At 64.6% G+C, this 17,150-nt stretch carries 12 protein-coding genes and 1 pseudogene; 8 read left to right on the top strand and 5 right to left on the bottom strand.

Annotated features, from left to right (window positions below; all coding sequences use genetic code 11):
• Positions 1 to 24: 24 nt before the first annotated feature.
• From G6N47_RS14645 to G6N47_RS14660, 4 genes and pseudogenes are all read right to left on the bottom strand, one after another.
• Positions 25 to 2,304 carry a heavy metal translocating P-type ATPase gene (locus G6N47_RS14645; protein ID WP_083134359.1) on the bottom strand — a complete coding sequence of 760 codons (2,280 nt, stop codon included), beginning with the start codon at positions 2,302 to 2,304 and terminating at the stop codon, positions 25 to 27.
• Positions 2,301 to 4,580, bottom strand: a complete 2,280-nt coding sequence (gene ppsA / locus G6N47_RS14650) for a phosphoenolpyruvate synthase (protein WP_083134358.1) — start codon at positions 4,578 to 4,580, stop codon at positions 2,301 to 2,303. The genes G6N47_RS14645 and ppsA overlap by 4 nt, the downstream gene beginning before the upstream one ends.
• Before the next feature lie 14 nt (positions 4,581 to 4,594).
• Positions 4,595 to 5,661 (bottom strand): annotated as a pseudogene (locus G6N47_RS14655) (IS110 family RNA-guided transposase).
• Positions 5,662 to 5,952: 291 nt separating this feature from the next.
• Entirely contained in the window at positions 5,953 to 7,458 is a 1,506-nt protein-coding gene (locus G6N47_RS14660; RefSeq protein WP_083132505.1) for a bifunctional aminoglycoside phosphotransferase/ATP-binding protein, read from the bottom strand.
• A 129-nt stretch (positions 7,459 to 7,587) separates the two neighbouring features.
• Between G6N47_RS14660 and G6N47_RS14665 the strand changes: the two genes are divergently transcribed.
• From G6N47_RS14665 to G6N47_RS14700, 8 genes are all read left to right on the top strand, one after another.
• Positions 7,588 to 8,571, top strand: coding sequence for an Acg family FMN-binding oxidoreductase (locus G6N47_RS14665; protein ID WP_083132506.1), 984 nt, complete (start codon positions 7,588 to 7,590; stop codon positions 8,569 to 8,571).
• A 95-nt stretch (positions 8,572 to 8,666) separates the two neighbouring features.
• The gene (gene ppk2 / locus G6N47_RS14670) at positions 8,667 to 9,464 is read left to right on the top strand and encodes a polyphosphate kinase 2 (RefSeq protein ID WP_264007033.1); all 798 of its coding nucleotides are present in this window, start codon (positions 8,667 to 8,669) and stop codon (positions 9,462 to 9,464) included.
• A 126-nt stretch (positions 9,465 to 9,590) separates the two neighbouring features.
• On the top strand, positions 9,591 to 10,598 hold the full coding sequence (gene gap / locus G6N47_RS14675) for a type I glyceraldehyde-3-phosphate dehydrogenase (RefSeq protein WP_083132508.1): 1,008 nt from the start codon (positions 9,591 to 9,593) through the stop codon (positions 10,596 to 10,598).
• Between the two features lie 54 nt (positions 10,599 to 10,652).
• Entirely contained in the window at positions 10,653 to 10,937 is a 285-nt protein-coding gene (locus G6N47_RS14680) for a DUF1876 domain-containing protein (RefSeq protein ID WP_083132509.1), read from the top strand.
• 218 nt (positions 10,938 to 11,155) lie between these two features.
• Positions 11,156 to 11,821, top strand: coding sequence for a chemotaxis protein CheB (locus G6N47_RS14685; RefSeq protein WP_083132510.1), 666 nt, complete (start codon positions 11,156 to 11,158; stop codon positions 11,819 to 11,821).
• A 246-nt stretch (positions 11,822 to 12,067) separates the two neighbouring features.
• Entirely contained in the window at positions 12,068 to 12,952 is an 885-nt protein-coding gene (locus G6N47_RS14690; RefSeq protein ID WP_083132511.1) for a universal stress protein, read from the top strand.
• Positions 12,953 to 12,962: 10 nt separating this feature from the next.
• Positions 12,963 to 15,701 carry a cation-translocating P-type ATPase gene (locus tag G6N47_RS14695; RefSeq protein WP_083132512.1) on the top strand — a complete coding sequence of 913 codons (2,739 nt, stop codon included), beginning with the start codon at positions 12,963 to 12,965 and terminating at the stop codon, positions 15,699 to 15,701.
• Complete coding sequence (locus tag G6N47_RS14700) at positions 15,661 to 16,263, top strand: hypothetical protein (RefSeq protein ID WP_139799558.1); 603 nt, start codon at positions 15,661 to 15,663, stop codon at positions 16,261 to 16,263. Before G6N47_RS14695 ends, G6N47_RS14700 begins: the two co-directional genes overlap by 41 nt.
• Before the next feature lie 33 nt (positions 16,264 to 16,296).
• Here the strand turns inward: G6N47_RS14700 and G6N47_RS14705 are convergent, their stop codons facing one another.
• Entirely contained in the window at positions 16,297 to 17,112 is an 816-nt protein-coding gene (locus G6N47_RS14705) for a universal stress protein (RefSeq protein WP_083132514.1), read from the bottom strand.
• Positions 17,113 to 17,150: the final 38 nt, after the last annotated feature.

The following is a 17,150-nucleotide window of genomic DNA, read 5'->3' on the forward strand; positions in this document are numbered from 1 at the left end:
TCAGGCCAACGGGTAGTCGTGCTCTCAAGTGGTGCGGCTTGGCAGCAGAACGAAGTAGTTCTCCTCTTCTTCGGCGAAGTGCAGTGTCAGCAGCGCATGCAGCCCGTAAAGGCAGGCCAGCAGGTCATCGATCTGGTCGTCCCCAATACGGCCCCGGGCTTGGGCGATCTGGACGTGCGAGTGCAACTTGCGGGCCAGCCGGTCGATTTCGCCGTGCATGCGGCTCATCGTCGCGGTGGCCTCGGGACTGCCCAGCGGTGCGGCCAGCGCGGGATAAAGGTTGCGGTCCTCAGCGTGCTCGTGCGGCAGCAGTGTCTGGTGGAGAAACTCGTCAGCACTGCACAGGGCGGTTAGCGCCGCGCGGCGTTCCCCGCTGCCCAGTAGCTGGGCGGCATCGCGGAACATCGCGAGGCTTTCCCGCATCCGGTCATGCTCGGTGGAAAACCTGCGGATCAGCTCCTCGGCCTCCGCTCCCAGCGCCGGTGGGGCATCGGCGCCGCGCAGCGCACGCAGAGCATTGAGAATCACCGCGACGTCGATGGCCTCTTGTAGGAGGGCTCCGATGGCAGGCGCAAGCACGCCGGCCGCCGCGAATCCCATCGCGAGTAGCGACAAACCCATCCCGACAACCGCGCTCTGCAGCGCGATCCCCCGCGAGCGGCGGGCGATCACCATCGCGTCGGCCAGCCGGTCGAGCCGGTCGGTAGTCAAGACGATGTCGGCAGCTTCCGAGCTCGCCGTGGCGCCGTGCGCGCCCATTGCCACGCCGACCGTTGCCGCAGCCAGTGCCGGCGCGTCGTTCACCCCGTCACCAACCATCACAGTGACCGCCCGCTGCGCTTCGGCTTGGACGCCGGCCACCTTGTCGGCGGGAGTCTGGCGCGTCCGTACCTCATCGAGTCCCAGGACAGCCCCGATCTGTTCGGCGGGACCCGGCCGATCGCCGGTGAGCATGATGGCCCGGGTTATACCCGCCGCACGTAGCCGCCGGATCGTGCGCCACGCGTCCGGCCGCAGCGGGTCTGCCAGCAAGATCGCGCCTGCCAACCGGCCATCGACAAATACCCACGCCACCACAGCGCCCTCCGGGGCGGCGCGGGACAGCGCCGCCAGTGCCCATGGCGGCGGCTTCGCAGGCAGCTCATGGCCGCCGACGCTGACCTTGTGCCCGTCGACGGTCGCCGTGACGCCTCGACCCGCTTCCTCGACGGCGTCTACGGGCATACTCAGCGACAGCCCGCGGAGCGCCGCTTCGTCGACGATCGCACGAGCAAGCACATTCGGTGAGAACTGGTCGGCGGATGCGGCAAGCCGAAGCACCTCGGCGACCGTCCAACCGGGGGCCACCAGAATCTCGGTGCCACGCGGGCGGCCCCCTGTCACCGTTCCGGTCTTGTCCAGCACCAAAGTGGTGGCACGGCCCAGGTTTTCCAGGACTGCGCCGCCGCGCACCACGAGTCCGAGGCGCGACGCTCGCGACATCCCTGACACGATCGCCACTGGTGCGGCCAAGATCAGCGGGCACGGTGTCGCGACGACGAGCACCGCGACCGCGCGGGTGGGCACCCCGCTGAGCAGCCACGCTGCGCCGGCCACCAGCAGCGTCGCCGGCACGAACCACGCGGCGACGCGATCGGCAAGTCTGACCACGGGTGCGCTTTCCGCGGCGGCCTGCTGTGCCAGGCGCACGATGCCGGCATAGGTACTGTCCGCGGCGGCGGCCACTGCCTTGATCTCGATGACGGCGCCGGCGTTGATGGCGCCGCTGCAAACCCGCTGACCCGCATGGCGCCGCACTGGAACGGACTCGCCAGTGAGCGCGGACTCGTCGAAAACGGCTGAGTCAGAAACGATTTCCCCATCCACGGGAACCATTTCACCGGTGCCGACCACCAGCAGGTCACCAGCCACCACGTCGTCGAGCGGCACGGAAGCGACGTCGTCGGCGTTGCGGCGCCACGCCTGCTGCGGGGCCCGTTCGAGCAGCGAATTCAGGTCTTTGGCCGCCCGGCGCTCCGCTCCGGCTTCCAGCGACCGGCCGGTGGCGAGCATGACACCGATCAGGGCACCAGCCAGGTATTCTCCGACCGCGAGCGCGCCGGCCAGTGAGAGCACCGCGATGATATCCACACCCAGTCTTCCGCGGCGCAGCGCTGTGACCGCCCACCAGGTCGCGGGTATGATCGCAATGATTGTGCCTGCAGCCCAGCATGTTTCGGCAGTGGCGCGGGCCCCCAATAGCCAGGCTATGCAGCCGCTGGCGAGTGCCGCGAGCGTTACTGCCAGCGGAGTGCGAACCGTCACCGGGTGTCGCCTCGTGCCGACTCCAGTAGCAGGCGCTGCTCGGCGGCGGCCACTGTGCGCCGGGCCGCAGCCGCGGCGTCCGGGTTCACCGAAACCGATGTGATGCCCATCCGGACCAGGTGTTCGGCGAACATCGGGTTGGTGGACGGCGCCTGCCCGCACAGCGAGGACGAAATGCCGAACCTTCTTGCCGTGCCGATGATCTGGCCGATCGCGTCGAGTACCGCTGGGTCGGATTCGTCGAACAGCTCGGCGCAGACGTCCGAGTCCCGGTCGACGCCCAGCATCAGCTGGGTCAGATCGTTGCTGCCGATCGATACCCCGTCGACACCCATCCCGATGTAGCTGGGCAGCCAATGCATCACCGACGGCACTTCGGCCATCACCCAGCGATGCAGACCGCGCTGGCGGCCGAGCGGGCTGGCGTCGACCAGCGACAAGCACTCCTCGAGCTCCCAACGGGTCCGCACGAACGGAATCATCAAATGCAGGTTGGGGTTTTGCTCACGAACTCGGGCGATCGCCTCAAGCTCGAGCGCAAACAGGTCCGGTTCTTTGACGTAGCGATAGCAGCCGCGATAGCCGATCATCGGGTTGTGCTCGACGGGTTCGTACTGCTCACCGCCGAGCAGACCGCGGAATTCGTTGCTGCGGAAGTCGGTCGTGCGATACACGACTGGTCGGGGTTTGAATGCAGCAGCAATGCGGCCTACGGAGCCCACCAGCGCGTCAACCAAGCCGGCTTGCTCACCACGCGCAATGAGGTCCCGCGGGTGACGCCCGGAAAGTGCTTGGGTGAGCATGAATTCGGCGCGCAACAGCCCCACGCCGTCCACGTCGTGTGCGGCGACCGTCTCCGCCGTGTCTGGCATCGCCAGATTGACGTAGATCTTGGTAGCGGTGACAGGTCCAGCGGCGACGGGCGAGGTGACGGCCCGGTCGATAACCGCGACTCGCGGTGTGGCGGCGCGTCCGCTGGTGACCTCTCCGCGGGTGCCGTCGACAGTGACCATCGTCCCGTCGCGTAGCTCGGTAGTGGCGCGTCGCGCACCGACCACGCACGGCACGCCGAGTTCGCGTGCCACGATCGCGGCGTGACAGGTCATGCCGCCGGTTTCGGTAACCAGCGCAGCAGCCCGCCGGATGGTGGGCAGCCAGTCGGGATTGGTCATCGGGGCGACCAGCACCTCGCCGTCGACCAGCCGAGTGCCCTCTTCGGGCCGCGTGAGCACCCGCACCTGCCCCGACGCTGTCCCCGGCGCGGCCGGAAGGCCACGTACCAGAACGGTGCCCTGCCCGGAATCGCCGCGGCCAGCACCGCCCAGGACCGTGATCGGCCTGGCTTGCACCAGCCAGGTTTTGCCCGACGAAATCGCCCATTCGACGTCTTGCGGGCAACCGTTGTGCCGCTCGGCGGCGATCGCCAACTCAGCGATCTCGCGTAGCGATCCGTCGTCGAGAACGCGCGAGTTGGCTTGTGCTGCATCGAGTTCCACGACAGTGTCGGTGCCGTCCGGACCAGGCACGATCTTGAATGCCTGATATCCGACCTGGGAGTCGACGACCCCTACCGTCTGCTTGTCGACGACATAGGTGTCGGGTTGCACCTTGCCGGACACCACCACTTCGCCCTGTCCGAACGCAGCTTCGATGACGACGTGATCGGCTCCGGTGCTGGGGTCCTTGGTGAATGCGACACCGGCTTGCTCGGGTGCGACCATTTGTTGGACCACCACTGCCATCGCCGGATCAGCGGTGAACCCGCGGCTGGCCCGGTAGGTGAGCACGCGCGGCGTGAACAGTGACGCCCAGCAGCTCTGGACCGCATCGATGAGCGCGTCGGTGCCGGCCACGTTTGTGATTGTCTTGTTCATCCCGGCGAAAGAGGCATCGCGGCCGTCTTCTCCGGTGGCTGAGGACCGCACCGCAACCACGACATCGGTGCCGAGCCGCCGGTATGCGGTGACTACTTGATCGCGAACGACGTCGTCGACGCCCGCTTTGGCCACCAGCGCACGCATGCGATGACAGAGCTCGTCCAGGCGAGCAGCGTCCCCGACGCATGCCAACGCCTCGCTGTGCAACGCGGCAAGGTCTGTGTCGACGCCGCCCGCCACCATCGAATCCAAATAGCCTGTCCGCATCAGTACGAAGCCGCCCGGAACCGGTAGGCCTGCAGCCACCAGCTCGCCCAGGTTGGCGCCTTTGCCACCCGCGTCGTCGGCGTCGCCGATGCGCAGCGAGGCGATATCACGTACATAGGTGTGAGTTCCCATGAGTTTCTCCTATGTCAAGCCGCTGCGGGTTGGCAAGGCTGGGTTCGGTTTTGGTGGTCGGTGTTTAGGTGGCCGAAGACGACGCGGGCCAGGCGGCGTTTGAGGCAGCGCAGGGCTTCGGTTTTGGAGTCGCCGGCGGCGATGCGGTGCCGGTAGTAGGCCTGTCCGACGCCTGGAAGGCGGATCTGGGTGACGGCGATGCGGTGCAGGGCGGCGTTGAGTTGGCGGTTGCCCGAGCGGGTCATGCGCACCCGGCCGGCGGTATTGCCCGACCACACCGGGACGGGCGCCACTCCGGCATGGCGGGCAAAGGCGGCCTCGCTTTTGAACCGGGTTACCCCGGCGGCCTCGCCGACCAGTTTGGCAGCGGTCAACTCCCCACAGCCCGGAAGGGAAAGCAGCGCTGGGGCGACGGCGCGGACACGCTCACCGATTCGTTTGGCCAACGCGTTGATGGTTTCGGTGAGCCGGGTGATGTCGGCAAGCTCATCGCGGGCGAGCTCGGCGACCAGTCCGGGCACGCTGGCCAGCCAGTCGCCCAGGATTCGGCGATGCTTAGGCAGGTCCAGCGAACGGGCCTTCGGGGCGTGTTCGGGATCGAGTTCATGCACCCGCCACAGCAACCGGTTGATCGTCGCGGTGCGTTGGGCCACAAGGACTTCGCGGCGATCCACCAATAACTTCAACTCCCGTGAGACCTCGTCATGCGAAGCGACCGGCAGATCCGGTTCGCGCAGAAACCCCCGCGCGACTGCTAACGCATCGATCGGGTCAGACTTGCCCCGCGTGCGCGCGCTAGGGTTTGGGCCATCAACTTCGGCGGCACCCGCACCACCTGTTGACCGGCGGTCAGCAGATCACGTTCCAGCCGCGCCGATAGGTGCCGGCAATCCTCGATCGCCCACACCACATCGGTGCCGAAGCGTTCCCGAGCCCACATCACCGCCTCGGCGTGCCCAGCCGTGGTGGCTTTGACGACCTTCTCGCCGAGCTTGCGGCCCACCTCGTCGACGGCGACGAACGTGTGGGTGCGCTTGTGCACATCGGCTCCAACAACAACCATGGAGGTTGCCTCCTTCACTGTGAGGTGACGGTTGGGCCGGTCGGCGGACAAACCTCAGTGGGGGCGATGCCACGCTCCTATCAAGTCACGCCGGCCGGTCCTTCACACCTGATGCCGACAAAACGCATGCACGCCAACCCGAAGGCGGCACCGACGCTACGAGCCAGACACCAGGTGATCAGGATCCAACCACCGCAACAAGCGGCGACCTCACCCTGACACTGATTGTGACGCTAGTGACGCTCCGCGCTCGAGGTAGCGGCCAGTGGACACCATCGCGTGTGACCAAAGTCCTTTGTGGTGGCCTGTTTACCGCGTGCGCTGCCCGGCGAAATGCCATAGCTCCTCGGCAGTGCGAACTGCTTCCGCCGGGGGCCGGCTGGTGTCGACGGTGTGCGCCTCCGGCCATTGCCGAGCATTGTCGGCCAACGCGCAGGCGATTTCCGGAGTTGCGTCGGAAATATTGCCGGCCTTCCGTGCCTCGACTCGTCGTGCGGCGGTATGCACCGCTGTGTCGCACCGCAATTCGAGGATGGCAGCATGTGTTTGGGCGGCAAGCTCTCGCGCCTGCTGGCGGCGGCGGGGATCTCGCCAGGTGCCATCGAGGATCACCGATCGGCCGTTGGCCAGAAGGAGGTGGGCTCGGCGCAACACCTCCTCGTAGACGGCTCGGACATTCTCGTCGGCGTACAGCCGGGCGTTGAGCACGCCTGCCTCTCCACGGATAGCACCCGAACTTTGCATGTCTCGGCGCACTTCGTCGGTGGAGACCACATGGGCCCCGACTTGCCGCGCCAATCCCTGCGCCAGGGTGGTCTTGCCGGTGCCGGGCCCACCACCGACCACAACCATGCGCACCCTGCCCGCCTGCAGGTGCTGCTGCGCGATATCCATGTGACGCAAGGCATCCGCGGTGGCATCAAGATGCCCCTGGGCGAACCGCACGCAATCGACTTTGGCCCGCACCAGTGCCCGGTATGCAATGTAGAAATCCTTCAGCGACTGCGGTGCTGGGTCCGCGGCCAGCCGGCTGTAGTGGTCCAGGAAGAATTCGGCGAGATCCTTGTGGCCCAAAAATTCCAAATCCATGGCCAGAAACGCGGCGTCGTCGAGCATGTCGACGTATCGAAGGTGATCGTCGAATTCCAGGCAGTCCAATATCTCCGGGCCGTCGGGCAAGCAGAAGATGTCGTCGGCGAGCAAGTCGCCGTGTCCGTCGACGATCCGCCGCTCTGAGATGCGCTCGGCCAGCAGCATCCCGCGACCGGCGAGGAATTGCGAGGCCAGGTGATCTACCGCGTCGAGACGCTGCCGGTCCAAGATCGTGTCGGCGAATCGCTGCAACTCTGTAATGTTGGTCGTCCAGCGCGTTTTGACGGCATCGACGGTCCCGTGCGACGCGATGGATCGACCACGCCGGGCGGTTTTGTGGAAACGGGCCAGCACCTCGGCAATCGCGATCAGCGCGTCGGTGACCGGTTGGCCGCCTCGCACCATGGTTGCCAACCGGGACGAGTCGGGGTGGCGCCGCATGACAACCACTGGCTCGGCTGCGACGTTGCAGGGCATGTTCAGGTGGGCGACACCCAAGTAGCTGGCCGGGGCCAGCCTCCGGTTTAGTTCTACCTCACGCTGGCAGACCTCCTCACGCCGTTCCGGCGTGCTGAAATCGAGGAAGTCGGTGCGTACCGGTTTCTTGCATTTGAAGGCCAGGTCGCCGACTAGCACCACAAGCCCGGTGTGGGTTTCGCGCACAGTCGCATACGGCTCGGCCGGTGTTAGCGGCGGTTGACCTCGTCCGTCGGTGTGACCCATGAGCACAGTGTGCTTCGTAAGCGGGCCTGAGCGAAGCGGTCGCAAGACCCCGTCAGCCAGGGACCAAGGACCCTGGCATCTGTTATATCGATTGGCAAAGGTCAAGCACAGAGAAGGACGGATGATGGTATGACGAAAACTGCGGTGGCCACCGAAGTGATCTCGCGTGCCGTTGAATTGGCTTGTCGCGCTCCGTCGCTCCATAACAGCCAACCGTGGCGGTGGGTGGCTACAAGTACCACCGTCGAGTTGTTCGTCGATCCGCACAGGGTGGTGCGCTCCACGGACAGTTCCGGGCGAGAGGCACTGATCGGCTGCGGTGCCGTGCTGGACCACTTCCGGACCGCGATGGCTGCCGCCGGCTGGAACACCCGTATAGACGAGTTCCCCAACCCGAACAAGCTCGAACACCTCGCGTCAATCGACTTCGCCCCGCTCGATGATGTGAGGCAGGTATGGCGCGACCGCGCCGATGCAATTTCACGTCGCCGCAGCGATCGCCTGCCGTTTCGGACACCCAAGGATTGGGAGTCGGTGGAACCCGCACTGCGCAGCTGGTTCACCGACAGTCTGGCCGAGATCGACGTGTTGGCAGACGATGTGCGCCCGCAGCTGGCCCAAGCGTCGCGGCTAACCGAGTCCCTGCGCCGCTACGACGACTATTACCATCACGAACTGCAGTGGTGGACAGCGCCTTGCCGAGTGTCAGAGGGAATTCCACCCAGCGCGTTGGTGTCGCGGTCAGAACGCGATCGAGTCGGCATCGACCGGTCATTCCCACCCCGTTGGTACGGCGAGCGACGAATCACGGTTGCCCAGGATGAGGCAAAGATCCTCGTGCTGTCCACGCCTGATGACACTCGTGCAAACGCATTCCACAGCGGTCAAGTGCTATCAGCGGTGCTGCTGGCATGCACGGTAGCGGGCCTGGCCACATGCCCGCTCACCCATATCACCGAGCTGGAGGCCAGCCGCAACGTCATCAGAGATCTGATCGGACGAAATGTCATGCCGCAAGTACTGATCCGGGTTGGAACGGCGCCGGATGTCGACGACATTCCACCGCCCACCCCGCGGCGGCCTGTGTCCGAAGTTTTAGAGATTCGTCGCTGAGGGCTACGGCAGCAACTGAAGTGAACGAAGTAGGCGCCGGCGGCGCGTCGGCAAAAACCAAGAGGCATAAGACATCGAAGCAGTCGAAGCCGAAGATCCCTAACGGCATCTATGCGGCCGAAATGTTCCGGTTGCAAACAGAGTTCGTCAAGTTACAGGAGTGGGTCCGCCATTCCGGCGCTCGTATCGTGGTGATCTTCGAAGGCCGTGACGGCGCCGGCAAGGGCGGCACGATCAAACGAATCACCGAATACCTCAATCCGCGGATCGCTCGGATCGTCGCGCTGCCTGTACCGACCGAGCGCGAACGCGGCCAGTGGTATTACCAGCGTTACGTCGGGCATCTACCGGCCAAGGGGGAGATCGTGCTGTTCGATCGGTCCTGGTACAACCGTGCAGGTGTCGAGAAAGTCATGGGTTTCTGCACCCCGCAGGAACATGCGCTGTTCCTGCGGCAGACACCAATCTTCGAGCAGATGCTGATTGAAGATGGGATCGTGCTGCGGAAGTATTGGTTTTCGGTGTCGGAGGAGGAGCAACTGCGCCGATTCAAAGCGCGCCGCAGTGACCCGGTCCGCCGATGGAAACTGACCCCGATGGACCTGGAATCGGTCTACCGGTGGGAAGACTATTCGCGAGCCAAAGACGAAATGATGGTGCACACCGACACCCCGGTAAGCCCGTGGTATGTCGTGGAGTCTGATGTCAAAAAGCATGCGCGGCTGAACATGATGGCTCATCTGCTGTCCACGATCGACTATCGGGAGGTGGAAAAGCCGGTGGTCGAGCTGCCCGCACGTCCGGTGGCGACTGGCAATTATCACCGTCCGCCGCGCGAATTGTCGACTTATGTCGACGACCATGTGGCAACGCTGCTGGGCGACCGCGAATAGTCGGCCTGACCAACGACCTTCCGAAGCGAGGACTTCCGGCTCTGCCACCGCGTTGCGTCACGTGGTCGGATCGAAAGGTCAATTGCCGCAGCGAAGAACTAGCCAACGGGTAGGGAGGTGGGCGCTATGGCGGTGGTAGCCATCAACGGCTTCGGACGGATCGGTCGGGCCACGCTGAAAGTCCTGGCGGAGCTGGATGGCATCCGCGTGGCGGCGATCAACGATGTTGTGCCCGTCGATAGCCTGGCTTACCTGCTGCGCTACGACAGCGTGTATGGCCGCTACCAGCGGTCGGTCTCCGTCGACGGCGACGCTTTGGTGCTCGACGGTCGGCGGATTCCGGTGTACTCGCGCTACGATCCTGCCGAGCTGCCGTGGTCGGAATTCGGTGTCGACCTGGTCTTCGAGTGCAGCGGTGTGTTCCGACGGGAACCGGAGCTCGTCGGCCACCTGAAGGCAGGTGCCAAGTTCGTGCTCCTATCGGCGCCCGCCCGCACCGAGTCCGTCACCACGGTGGTGCACGGAACAAACCGCGCAGCCCAAGATCAACAGATCATCTCCTGCGCCAGCTGCACCACCAATTGCATCACCCCGGTGATGGAAATCCTGCAGCGTCGAATCGGGGTGGCCCGCGCGGTCATGACCACGGTGCACGCGTACACGGCAAGTCAGCAGTTGATCGACGGGCCCAGCAAGGACGCGCGCCGCGGACGGGCGGGCGCGCTGAACATGGTGCCCGCTTCCACCGGCGCCGCGTTGGCCACCACGCGCGCGCTGCCTGATTTGACCGACCGGTTCGACGGTGTGGCGGTGCGCGTGCCCATACCAGTCGGCTCGATCGCCGACATCGTGGCGGTGACCACGCGGCCCACGAACACGGACGAGATCAACGAGATTTTTTGCGATGAGGCCGATAGCGACCGCTACCGCGGGATCGTCGGCGTCGCCAAAGATCCGATTGTGTCGACCGACATCGTGGGTGATCCCCGGGCGTCGGTGATTGACGCCGCGATGACCCGCGTCGTGGACGGCACCCTGATCAAGATCATGGCCTGGTATGACAACGAGTGGGGCTTCACCAACCAGATGGTCCGCACCGCGTTGGCCGTGCTAGGCATCGATCACAAACTCTAAACGTCCCAAGTCATTTGGGATTTACATTCGCCACGATCACTCCGGAGGCAGCAAATGAAAGAGAAGGAATCGACATCCCAGACCAAGCATTGGGCAGTCGAGATCTCGATTGACGAACACCGCAAGCGCACTCGCGCGAGGGCGCGGCTGCACTGGCGGGGCAGGCAGCTGACTGGTCTTGGTATCGCCCGGGTCAACCCCAGCGACCGCAACATTCCGGAGATCGGCGACGAGCTGGCCGTCGCCCGTGCGCTATCCAATTTGGCCGACGAGTTGTTCGCCGCCGCGGCGTATGACATCCATACCGCCACCCACGAACCGGTTGTGCTGGTGCACTGAGCGTTTAGGTCCCGCTCGGCCTCGCGTGCAATCGGCGCTGGTGTACGGACGCATCACCGTCGGTCAGCGGCTAGAAGACCCGGCTTTGGTGGCCGAAAAGGCCTTTCGTGACGTAGATGTGGGGGCTTAAGGCCCTTGGGTCCGGTCTGTGGGCGACCCATGCTGGAGACGCTATGGAGATTGTCTCGAAGCAGAATGCGGTGAAGGTGTGATTCGGCATGGCACGCACAGGGACGGCGTCAGAGGGTGTGGTGGCGGTTGGCGCGTCTGCCGGCGGCATCGAAGCACTCACCGAACTGGTGGCAAGTCTGCCGCCCGACTTTCCGTTCGCGGTGATGGTGGCGATTCACATGTGGGCAGGAGGACCCTCAGTGCTGGCCGAGATCCTTGATCGCAGTGGGCCATTGGCGGCGACGGCGGCCACCGACGGTGCCATCCTGGAACCCGGACGCATTTATGTAGCGGTGCCCGACAATCACCTGCTGGCGCGCGACCACCGAGTAATGCTGTCGGATGGTCCGTCGGAAAGCGGTCGGCGGCCCGCGATCGATGTGCTCTTCCGTTCGGTCGCACTCGATTATGGCTCGCGAGCGATCGGCGTTCTGATGTCCGGCCTGCTTGACGACGGTGTTGCCGGATTGGGGGCGATCAAGGCGGCCGGCGGAACAGCGGTTGTTCAGGACCCGATGGATGCGCTTTTTCCCGACCTGCCCCGCAACGCTCTCGAGTCCGGAGTGGCAGACTATGCGCTTGCCGCGAAGGACATCGGTGGTCTTCTTGGACAGCTGGGCGATCGTGGTGTCCAGGATGAGGAGATGGGCCCCGACGGGCGGTCCGCGGTCTCGGTCGACCCAGAACAGGTCGGGTTGCGATGCGCGTCCTGAAGAACAAGTCCAAGCCGTGGCGCAGGCTTGCTGAAAAGCCTTGCTCGGGGCCAGATCTCGTATGTCAGCGGACCGAATGGGAGAAGTGAAAATGTCCGATAATCGCTACCTGGAAGCTATCAAGCATCTGCTGTTTGCAGAGACGTACTTTCGTCGTCGGGAAGAAGCTGAAGCTGCCGAGTCGAAACGACGACCATCCCACGAAAACCCTCAGAGATAACACCGAGTGGGTGGAGGGAGAATGGGATGACCGAAGGGACGACGAAATACGGGATATTGGTCGCGGTCGACGGTTCAGCGGAATCGCGGGCCGCGGTGAGCTGGGCGGCGCGCGAGGCATCGATGCGCGACGAAGTCATCACGCTGACGCATGTTGTGCAACCCGTAGTTGTGAGCTGGCCGGTGGCGGCAGAACAGGTCGCTGTCGCGAAATGGCAAGAGGACAACGCGCGCGACGTTATCGTGCAGGCCCGCAATGATTTGACCGACGCCATGGATAAATCGCAGTCGCCGGAGGTACAGAGCGAGCTTCTGTACGCAAATCCCGTGCAGGCGCTCGTCGACGCCTCCCAGGACGCTCGGATGGTAGTGATGGGAAGCCGCGGGAGGGGTGCGTTCGGGCGCCTGCTGTTGGGTTCGGTCAGCAGCGGAGTGCTCCACCATGCCCACTGCCCTGTGGCGATTATCCATGCCGGCAAAGCGTCAGTAAGGGATCCGGACGGCCCGGTGTTACTGGGCATCGACGGTTCGCCCGCGTCCGAAGCTGCCACCGCCTTCGCGTTCGAGGAGGCGTCGCTGCGCGCGGTGTCGCTCGTTGCGTTGCACGCATGGAGCGATGTCGCGGTCTTCCCGATCCTGGGCATGGATTGGCGCGCGTATCGGGATCAAGGGGAGGAGCTGCTGGGTGAACGTCTGGCCGGCTGGCAGGAACTGTACCCAGATGTGCGAGTCGAACGGCGACTCGTCTGTGATACGCCGGCTCGCTGGCTGATCAAGGAGTCTCAGCACGCGCAGCTGGTTGTGCTGGGTAGCCGCGGCCGCGGCGGTTTCAGCGGCGCGCTCCTCGGCTCCGTCAGTTCCGCAGTAGCGCAGTCGGCGGAGATCCCGGTAATCGTGGTCCGGACCCAGTAGCGCGATAGCGATGGCCGATACGCTCAACGCCACCCACGAACCGCCCTGGCAGCTCGTACATGGCCGGGTATCCACCAAAACCGGTCTCAGCTCACGGGAGGCCGCACGTCGTCTGCAGGTGTACGGTCCGAACGAATTGCCGGCTGCTGCCGGTCGACACTGGTTGCGCAGTCTGTCCCGGCAGTTCACCCATCCGCTGGCGCTGTTGCTCTGGGTCGCGGCTGCGCTGGCCGCGGTGTCGAAATCCCTTGTGCTCGCTGCCGCCATCGTTGGGGTGATCATCCTGAACGCGGTGCTGGCATTTGTCCAGGAACAACACGCGGCACGCGCCGTGGAGGCATTAAGCGCGTATCTGCCGCAACGAACCTGGGTGCTACGCGGCGGACGCCGGACCCAGGTGCTTAGCCGTGAACTCGTGCCCGGCGACGTTTTGTTCGTCGAAGAAGGTGACCGGATTCCGGCTGACGCTCGGCTAGTCAGGGGCAGCCTCGAAGTCGACATGTCGGCGCTGACTGGCGAGTCCAACCCCGTCGAGCGCGCCGCCGGCCACGTCGGTTCTGCAGAACGCTCCATCGATTCGCCGGTTCTGGTGTTCAGCGGAACCACCTGCGTGGCCGGCTCGGCGACCGCGATCGTGTACGGCACCGGCAGCCATACCGAGCTGGGTCGCATCGCCGCATTGTCTCGGAAGGTCCGTACCGACATGAGCCCGTTGGAGCGGCAGGTCCGTCGGGTGGCGTGGCTGATTTCCGGTGTCGCAATTGCGGTGGGCGTGTTGTTCCTGCCGCTGGGCTTGCTGGCAGGCCTGACTCTCAACGCGGCGTTGCTGTTTGCGATCGGGCTCCTTGTGGCCAACGTTCCGGAAGGGCTCCTGCCCACAATCACTCTGGCATTGGCTGCCGGGGCCCGCTCGCTGGCCCGGCAAGGCGCGGTTGTCAAACGGTTGTCGTCGGTGGAGACTTTGGGATCCGTTGCGACGATCTGTACCGACAAGACGGGAACCCTGACGCAAAACCGGATGCAGGTCGTCGACGTGGCGGCGGCGGATGACGATCACGCTCTGCTCGGCGCGGCGGCGCGGTGTACGACCGCCACGTTGGGGGCTAACCAAACCGGGGACCCCACCGAGATCGCATTACTCGAATATGCGGCTCTAAATGGCATCAGCGTGGATGTCGCGACGCGAGATAGCCAGCGTCACAAGCTTTTCCGCTTCGAACCCCAGCTGATGCGGATGTCTACCCTGGACAGGGTAAACGGTCGATTGGCCCTGCATGTCAAGGGTGCGCCGGAGCGCATAATGCCGCTCTGCGAGCTCGACGTCGCGCAGCGCGCGCTGTGGGAGCACCGGGTAGATGAAATGGCCGAGCGTGGATTGCGGGTGCTGGCGATCGCAACCCGCGATATGACCGGCGAAAACCCTGATGCCGACCGCGACACTGCTGAACAGCAGCTGGCGTTTCTCGGTCTGATCGGTATTCTCGACCCGCCGCGGCCCGAAGTGTCTGCCGCCGTGCGGCAGTGCCATACCGCCGGGATCCGGGTGCATGTCGTCACCGGTGACAATGGGCGGACTGCTTCCGAAATCGCACGCCGGATCGGCATAGGCGCCCACCGCGTGGTCGATGGGGTCGAACTGGACCGGATGAGCGAGCCACAGCTTGACGAATTACTCACCAGCGGTGAGGAAATCATCTTCTCCCGGGTCTTGCCGGAGGCGAAGCTACGCATCGCCGATGCGCTGCACCACCTCGGCACTGTCGTGGCGATGACCGGCGACGGTGTCAACGACGCACCGGCCCTACGTCGTGCCGACATCGGAGTCGCCATGGGCCGCAGCGGTACCGACGTCGCACGCGAGGCAGCCACGATGGTGATCACCGACGACAACTTCGCCACGATCACCGCGGGTATACGCGAGGGGCGTCGCGTCTTTGCCAACATTCGTAAGTTCGTGCTGTACATCTTCGCGCACGCGGTGCCTGAAGTGGTGCCGTTCATGGTCTTTGCGCTCTCTGGCGGTGGTATTCCCCTGCCGCTTACCGTGCTGCAAATACTCGCCATCGACCTCGGAACCGAAACCCTCCCGGCGTTGGCCCTCGGCCGTGAGCCGGCCGAGCCAGGTCTGATGCATCAACCGCCACGCCGCCAATCGGAAAACGTGATCACGCGTCAAATACTTTGGCGCGGCTGGGGGTTGATGGGGCTTCTCTCAGCCGCGCTGGTTATGGCGGCCTTTTTCGCGGTGTTGTTGGACAGCGGTTGGCATTTGGGTGACACCATCAGAGACGGGACACCGCTTCACCGCGCATACCTCCAGGCGACCAGCATGTCGTTCGCGGCAATCGTCGCATGCCAAGTTGGCACGGCGTTTGCCTCTCGGACTACTTGGGCGTCGCTGCGCTCGGTAGGGCTTACCACAAATCGATTCCTGCTCGGTGGGATTGCTTTCGAATTGACTTTCGCCGCGATGGTCGTCTATTGGCCGCCACTGCAATACATATTCGGAACCGCGGCGCTCGACGGTTGGATGCTGCTGATGCTCGTCCCGATGCCGCTGGCGGTCTGGGGCGCCGACGAGCTCTATCGTTGGTGGTCGCGATCCCGGGACCAAAGAACCCGTCAGCTGGAGGCTAACGACCCTGCTGGCCCACGGGTCGTAACGCATACCGTCGATTGTGCGCAACGTAACCGAACGGGAGCACGACATGGTGAGTTATCCCACCGGGCAGCCCGGCTCGCCAGGTGAGCAACCATATTGCCAGGGGAGTTTCCCCGTCACATCGGCTGTTCCACCGCCCAGAACCGCGTCGCGCCGCCGGACAAAATGGCTCATCGCCGCCGCAGGGATCACCGCGGTCCTCTGGGTCGCAGGCGGGGCGGCCGGCATCGTCATGACCAAGAGCGCGGAGCACGCCCGGGCCCCGCAACCGACGATGTCGAGTACCGCTGCAATGCAGCAATGGTGGTCAGCGGCACAAGACGATTTCACCGAGACGCAGAGGGCGGCAGGAGACGTGCAGGCTGCGATGAACGTTTTCCGGCCAGGCGCACTGGCGGCAGCCTGCCAGCGTGTGCACGATTCTGCCGAGGTTGGGCTGAAGAGCCATCTCCCCAGTCCCGATGCTGAACTCACCGCCGAACTCCATGCGGCGATCGAGGATTATCACTCCGCGGCACATCTGTGCCTTGCCGTCGTTGCCGGATCACCGGTCAACTATGACGGCGAGTTCCTCTCATCGATGGCTCAAGCTGATAAGCATCTGCGAGCGGCCCGGAACATCATCAAAAGGATACTCACCAGCGTCTGATCCGCTGCTGCCGCGCGTGGGTTCGGCGCGAGTTCAGTCACGGACGATCAGTACCGAGGCTTCGGTATGCCGGAAGACCGGATGCTGCTTGGACCCGATGATCTGTGCGAGCCGGTCGGCGTCGTCGCTGCTGATAACGGCGAGCGGGGCCCAGTTGTCGTCGTTGTCGTGCAAAAACCGGGCAACGTCGGTTCCTGTGGCGACGGGGTAAACATGGACGTCCGGATACCAGCGCCGCCAGGGTGTCAGGCGCTCGTCGAGTTCGTCGGGCGCGGTGCCGGCGATCCCTCGCTGCGTGACACCGATGGCCAATACCGGCAGCTTGCGCAGCTGTGCTTCGCTCATGGCTTGGTCGACGACGAGGTCCTCGTTACTTGCTTCGTCGACTGCGACCACGATCCAATCGATATCTTTCCGCGGTTGGTCCGGCCGCGAGCGGATCACCGCCACCGGGCAATGCGCCTGCTCCGCCACACTTGTCGCCGTCGAACCAAGCAGGGCCCGGGAATAGCGACCGATGCCCACAGAACCGACGCAGAGCATATCGGCATCGTGTGATTCCGAAACGAGGACGGCAGCGGGCTGCCCACGCCGGATTTCGGTTTCGACCTTCACCGGCAAACCCATGGCTTCAACCGCGGCCTGGGCTGCACCAACCGACGTTTCGGCGTGCTTGAGATCGCGATAGTAGTCGTCGTTAGAGGAATGGGTGGCCTTCATGACCGCAAGCAGCCGTAGCGGGATACCCCGGACGCGGGCTTCATCGACGGCCCACTCAGCGGCGTGGATCGATGCTTGCGAGCCGTCCACACCGACGATGACCGCCGATCGTATCTCACTGGCGTTCATGGCTTCTCCTGCTTCTTGCTCGCCCGGGCCGATGCACG

The sequence above is a fragment of the Mycobacterium branderi genome (genome assembly GCF_010728725.1).
GTDB classification, from domain to species: domain Bacteria; phylum Actinomycetota; class Actinomycetes; order Mycobacteriales; family Mycobacteriaceae; genus Mycobacterium; species Mycobacterium branderi.

Bases quoted from the DNA above. Each gene is read 5' to 3' on its own strand.
- ppsA (WP_083134358.1), bottom strand. From the start codon at position 4,580: ATGGGAACTCACACCTATGTACGTGATATCGCCTCGCTGCGCATCGGC.
- G6N47_RS14660 (WP_083132505.1), bottom strand. From the start codon at position 7,458: ATGGGTCACACCGACGGACGAGGTCAACCGCCGCTAACACCGGCCGAG.
- G6N47_RS14665 (WP_083132506.1), top strand. From the start codon at position 7,588: ATGACGAAAACTGCGGTGGCCACCGAAGTGATCTCGCGTGCCGTTGAA.
- gap (WP_083132508.1), top strand. From the start codon at position 9,591: ATGGCGGTGGTAGCCATCAACGGCTTCGGACGGATCGGTCGGGCCACG.
- G6N47_RS14680 (WP_083132509.1), top strand. From the start codon at position 10,653: ATGAAAGAGAAGGAATCGACATCCCAGACCAAGCATTGGGCAGTCGAG.
- G6N47_RS14685 (WP_083132510.1), top strand. From the start codon at position 11,156: ATGGCACGCACAGGGACGGCGTCAGAGGGTGTGGTGGCGGTTGGCGCG.
- G6N47_RS14690 (WP_083132511.1), top strand. From the start codon at position 12,068: ATGACCGAAGGGACGACGAAATACGGGATATTGGTCGCGGTCGACGGT.
- G6N47_RS14695 (WP_083132512.1), top strand. From the start codon at position 12,963: ATGGCCGATACGCTCAACGCCACCCACGAACCGCCCTGGCAGCTCGTA.
- G6N47_RS14700 (WP_139799558.1), top strand. From the start codon at position 15,661: ATGGTGAGTTATCCCACCGGGCAGCCCGGCTCGCCAGGTGAGCAACCA.
- G6N47_RS14705 (WP_083132514.1), bottom strand. From the start codon at position 17,112: ATGAACGCCAGTGAGATACGATCGGCGGTCATCGTCGGTGTGGACGGC.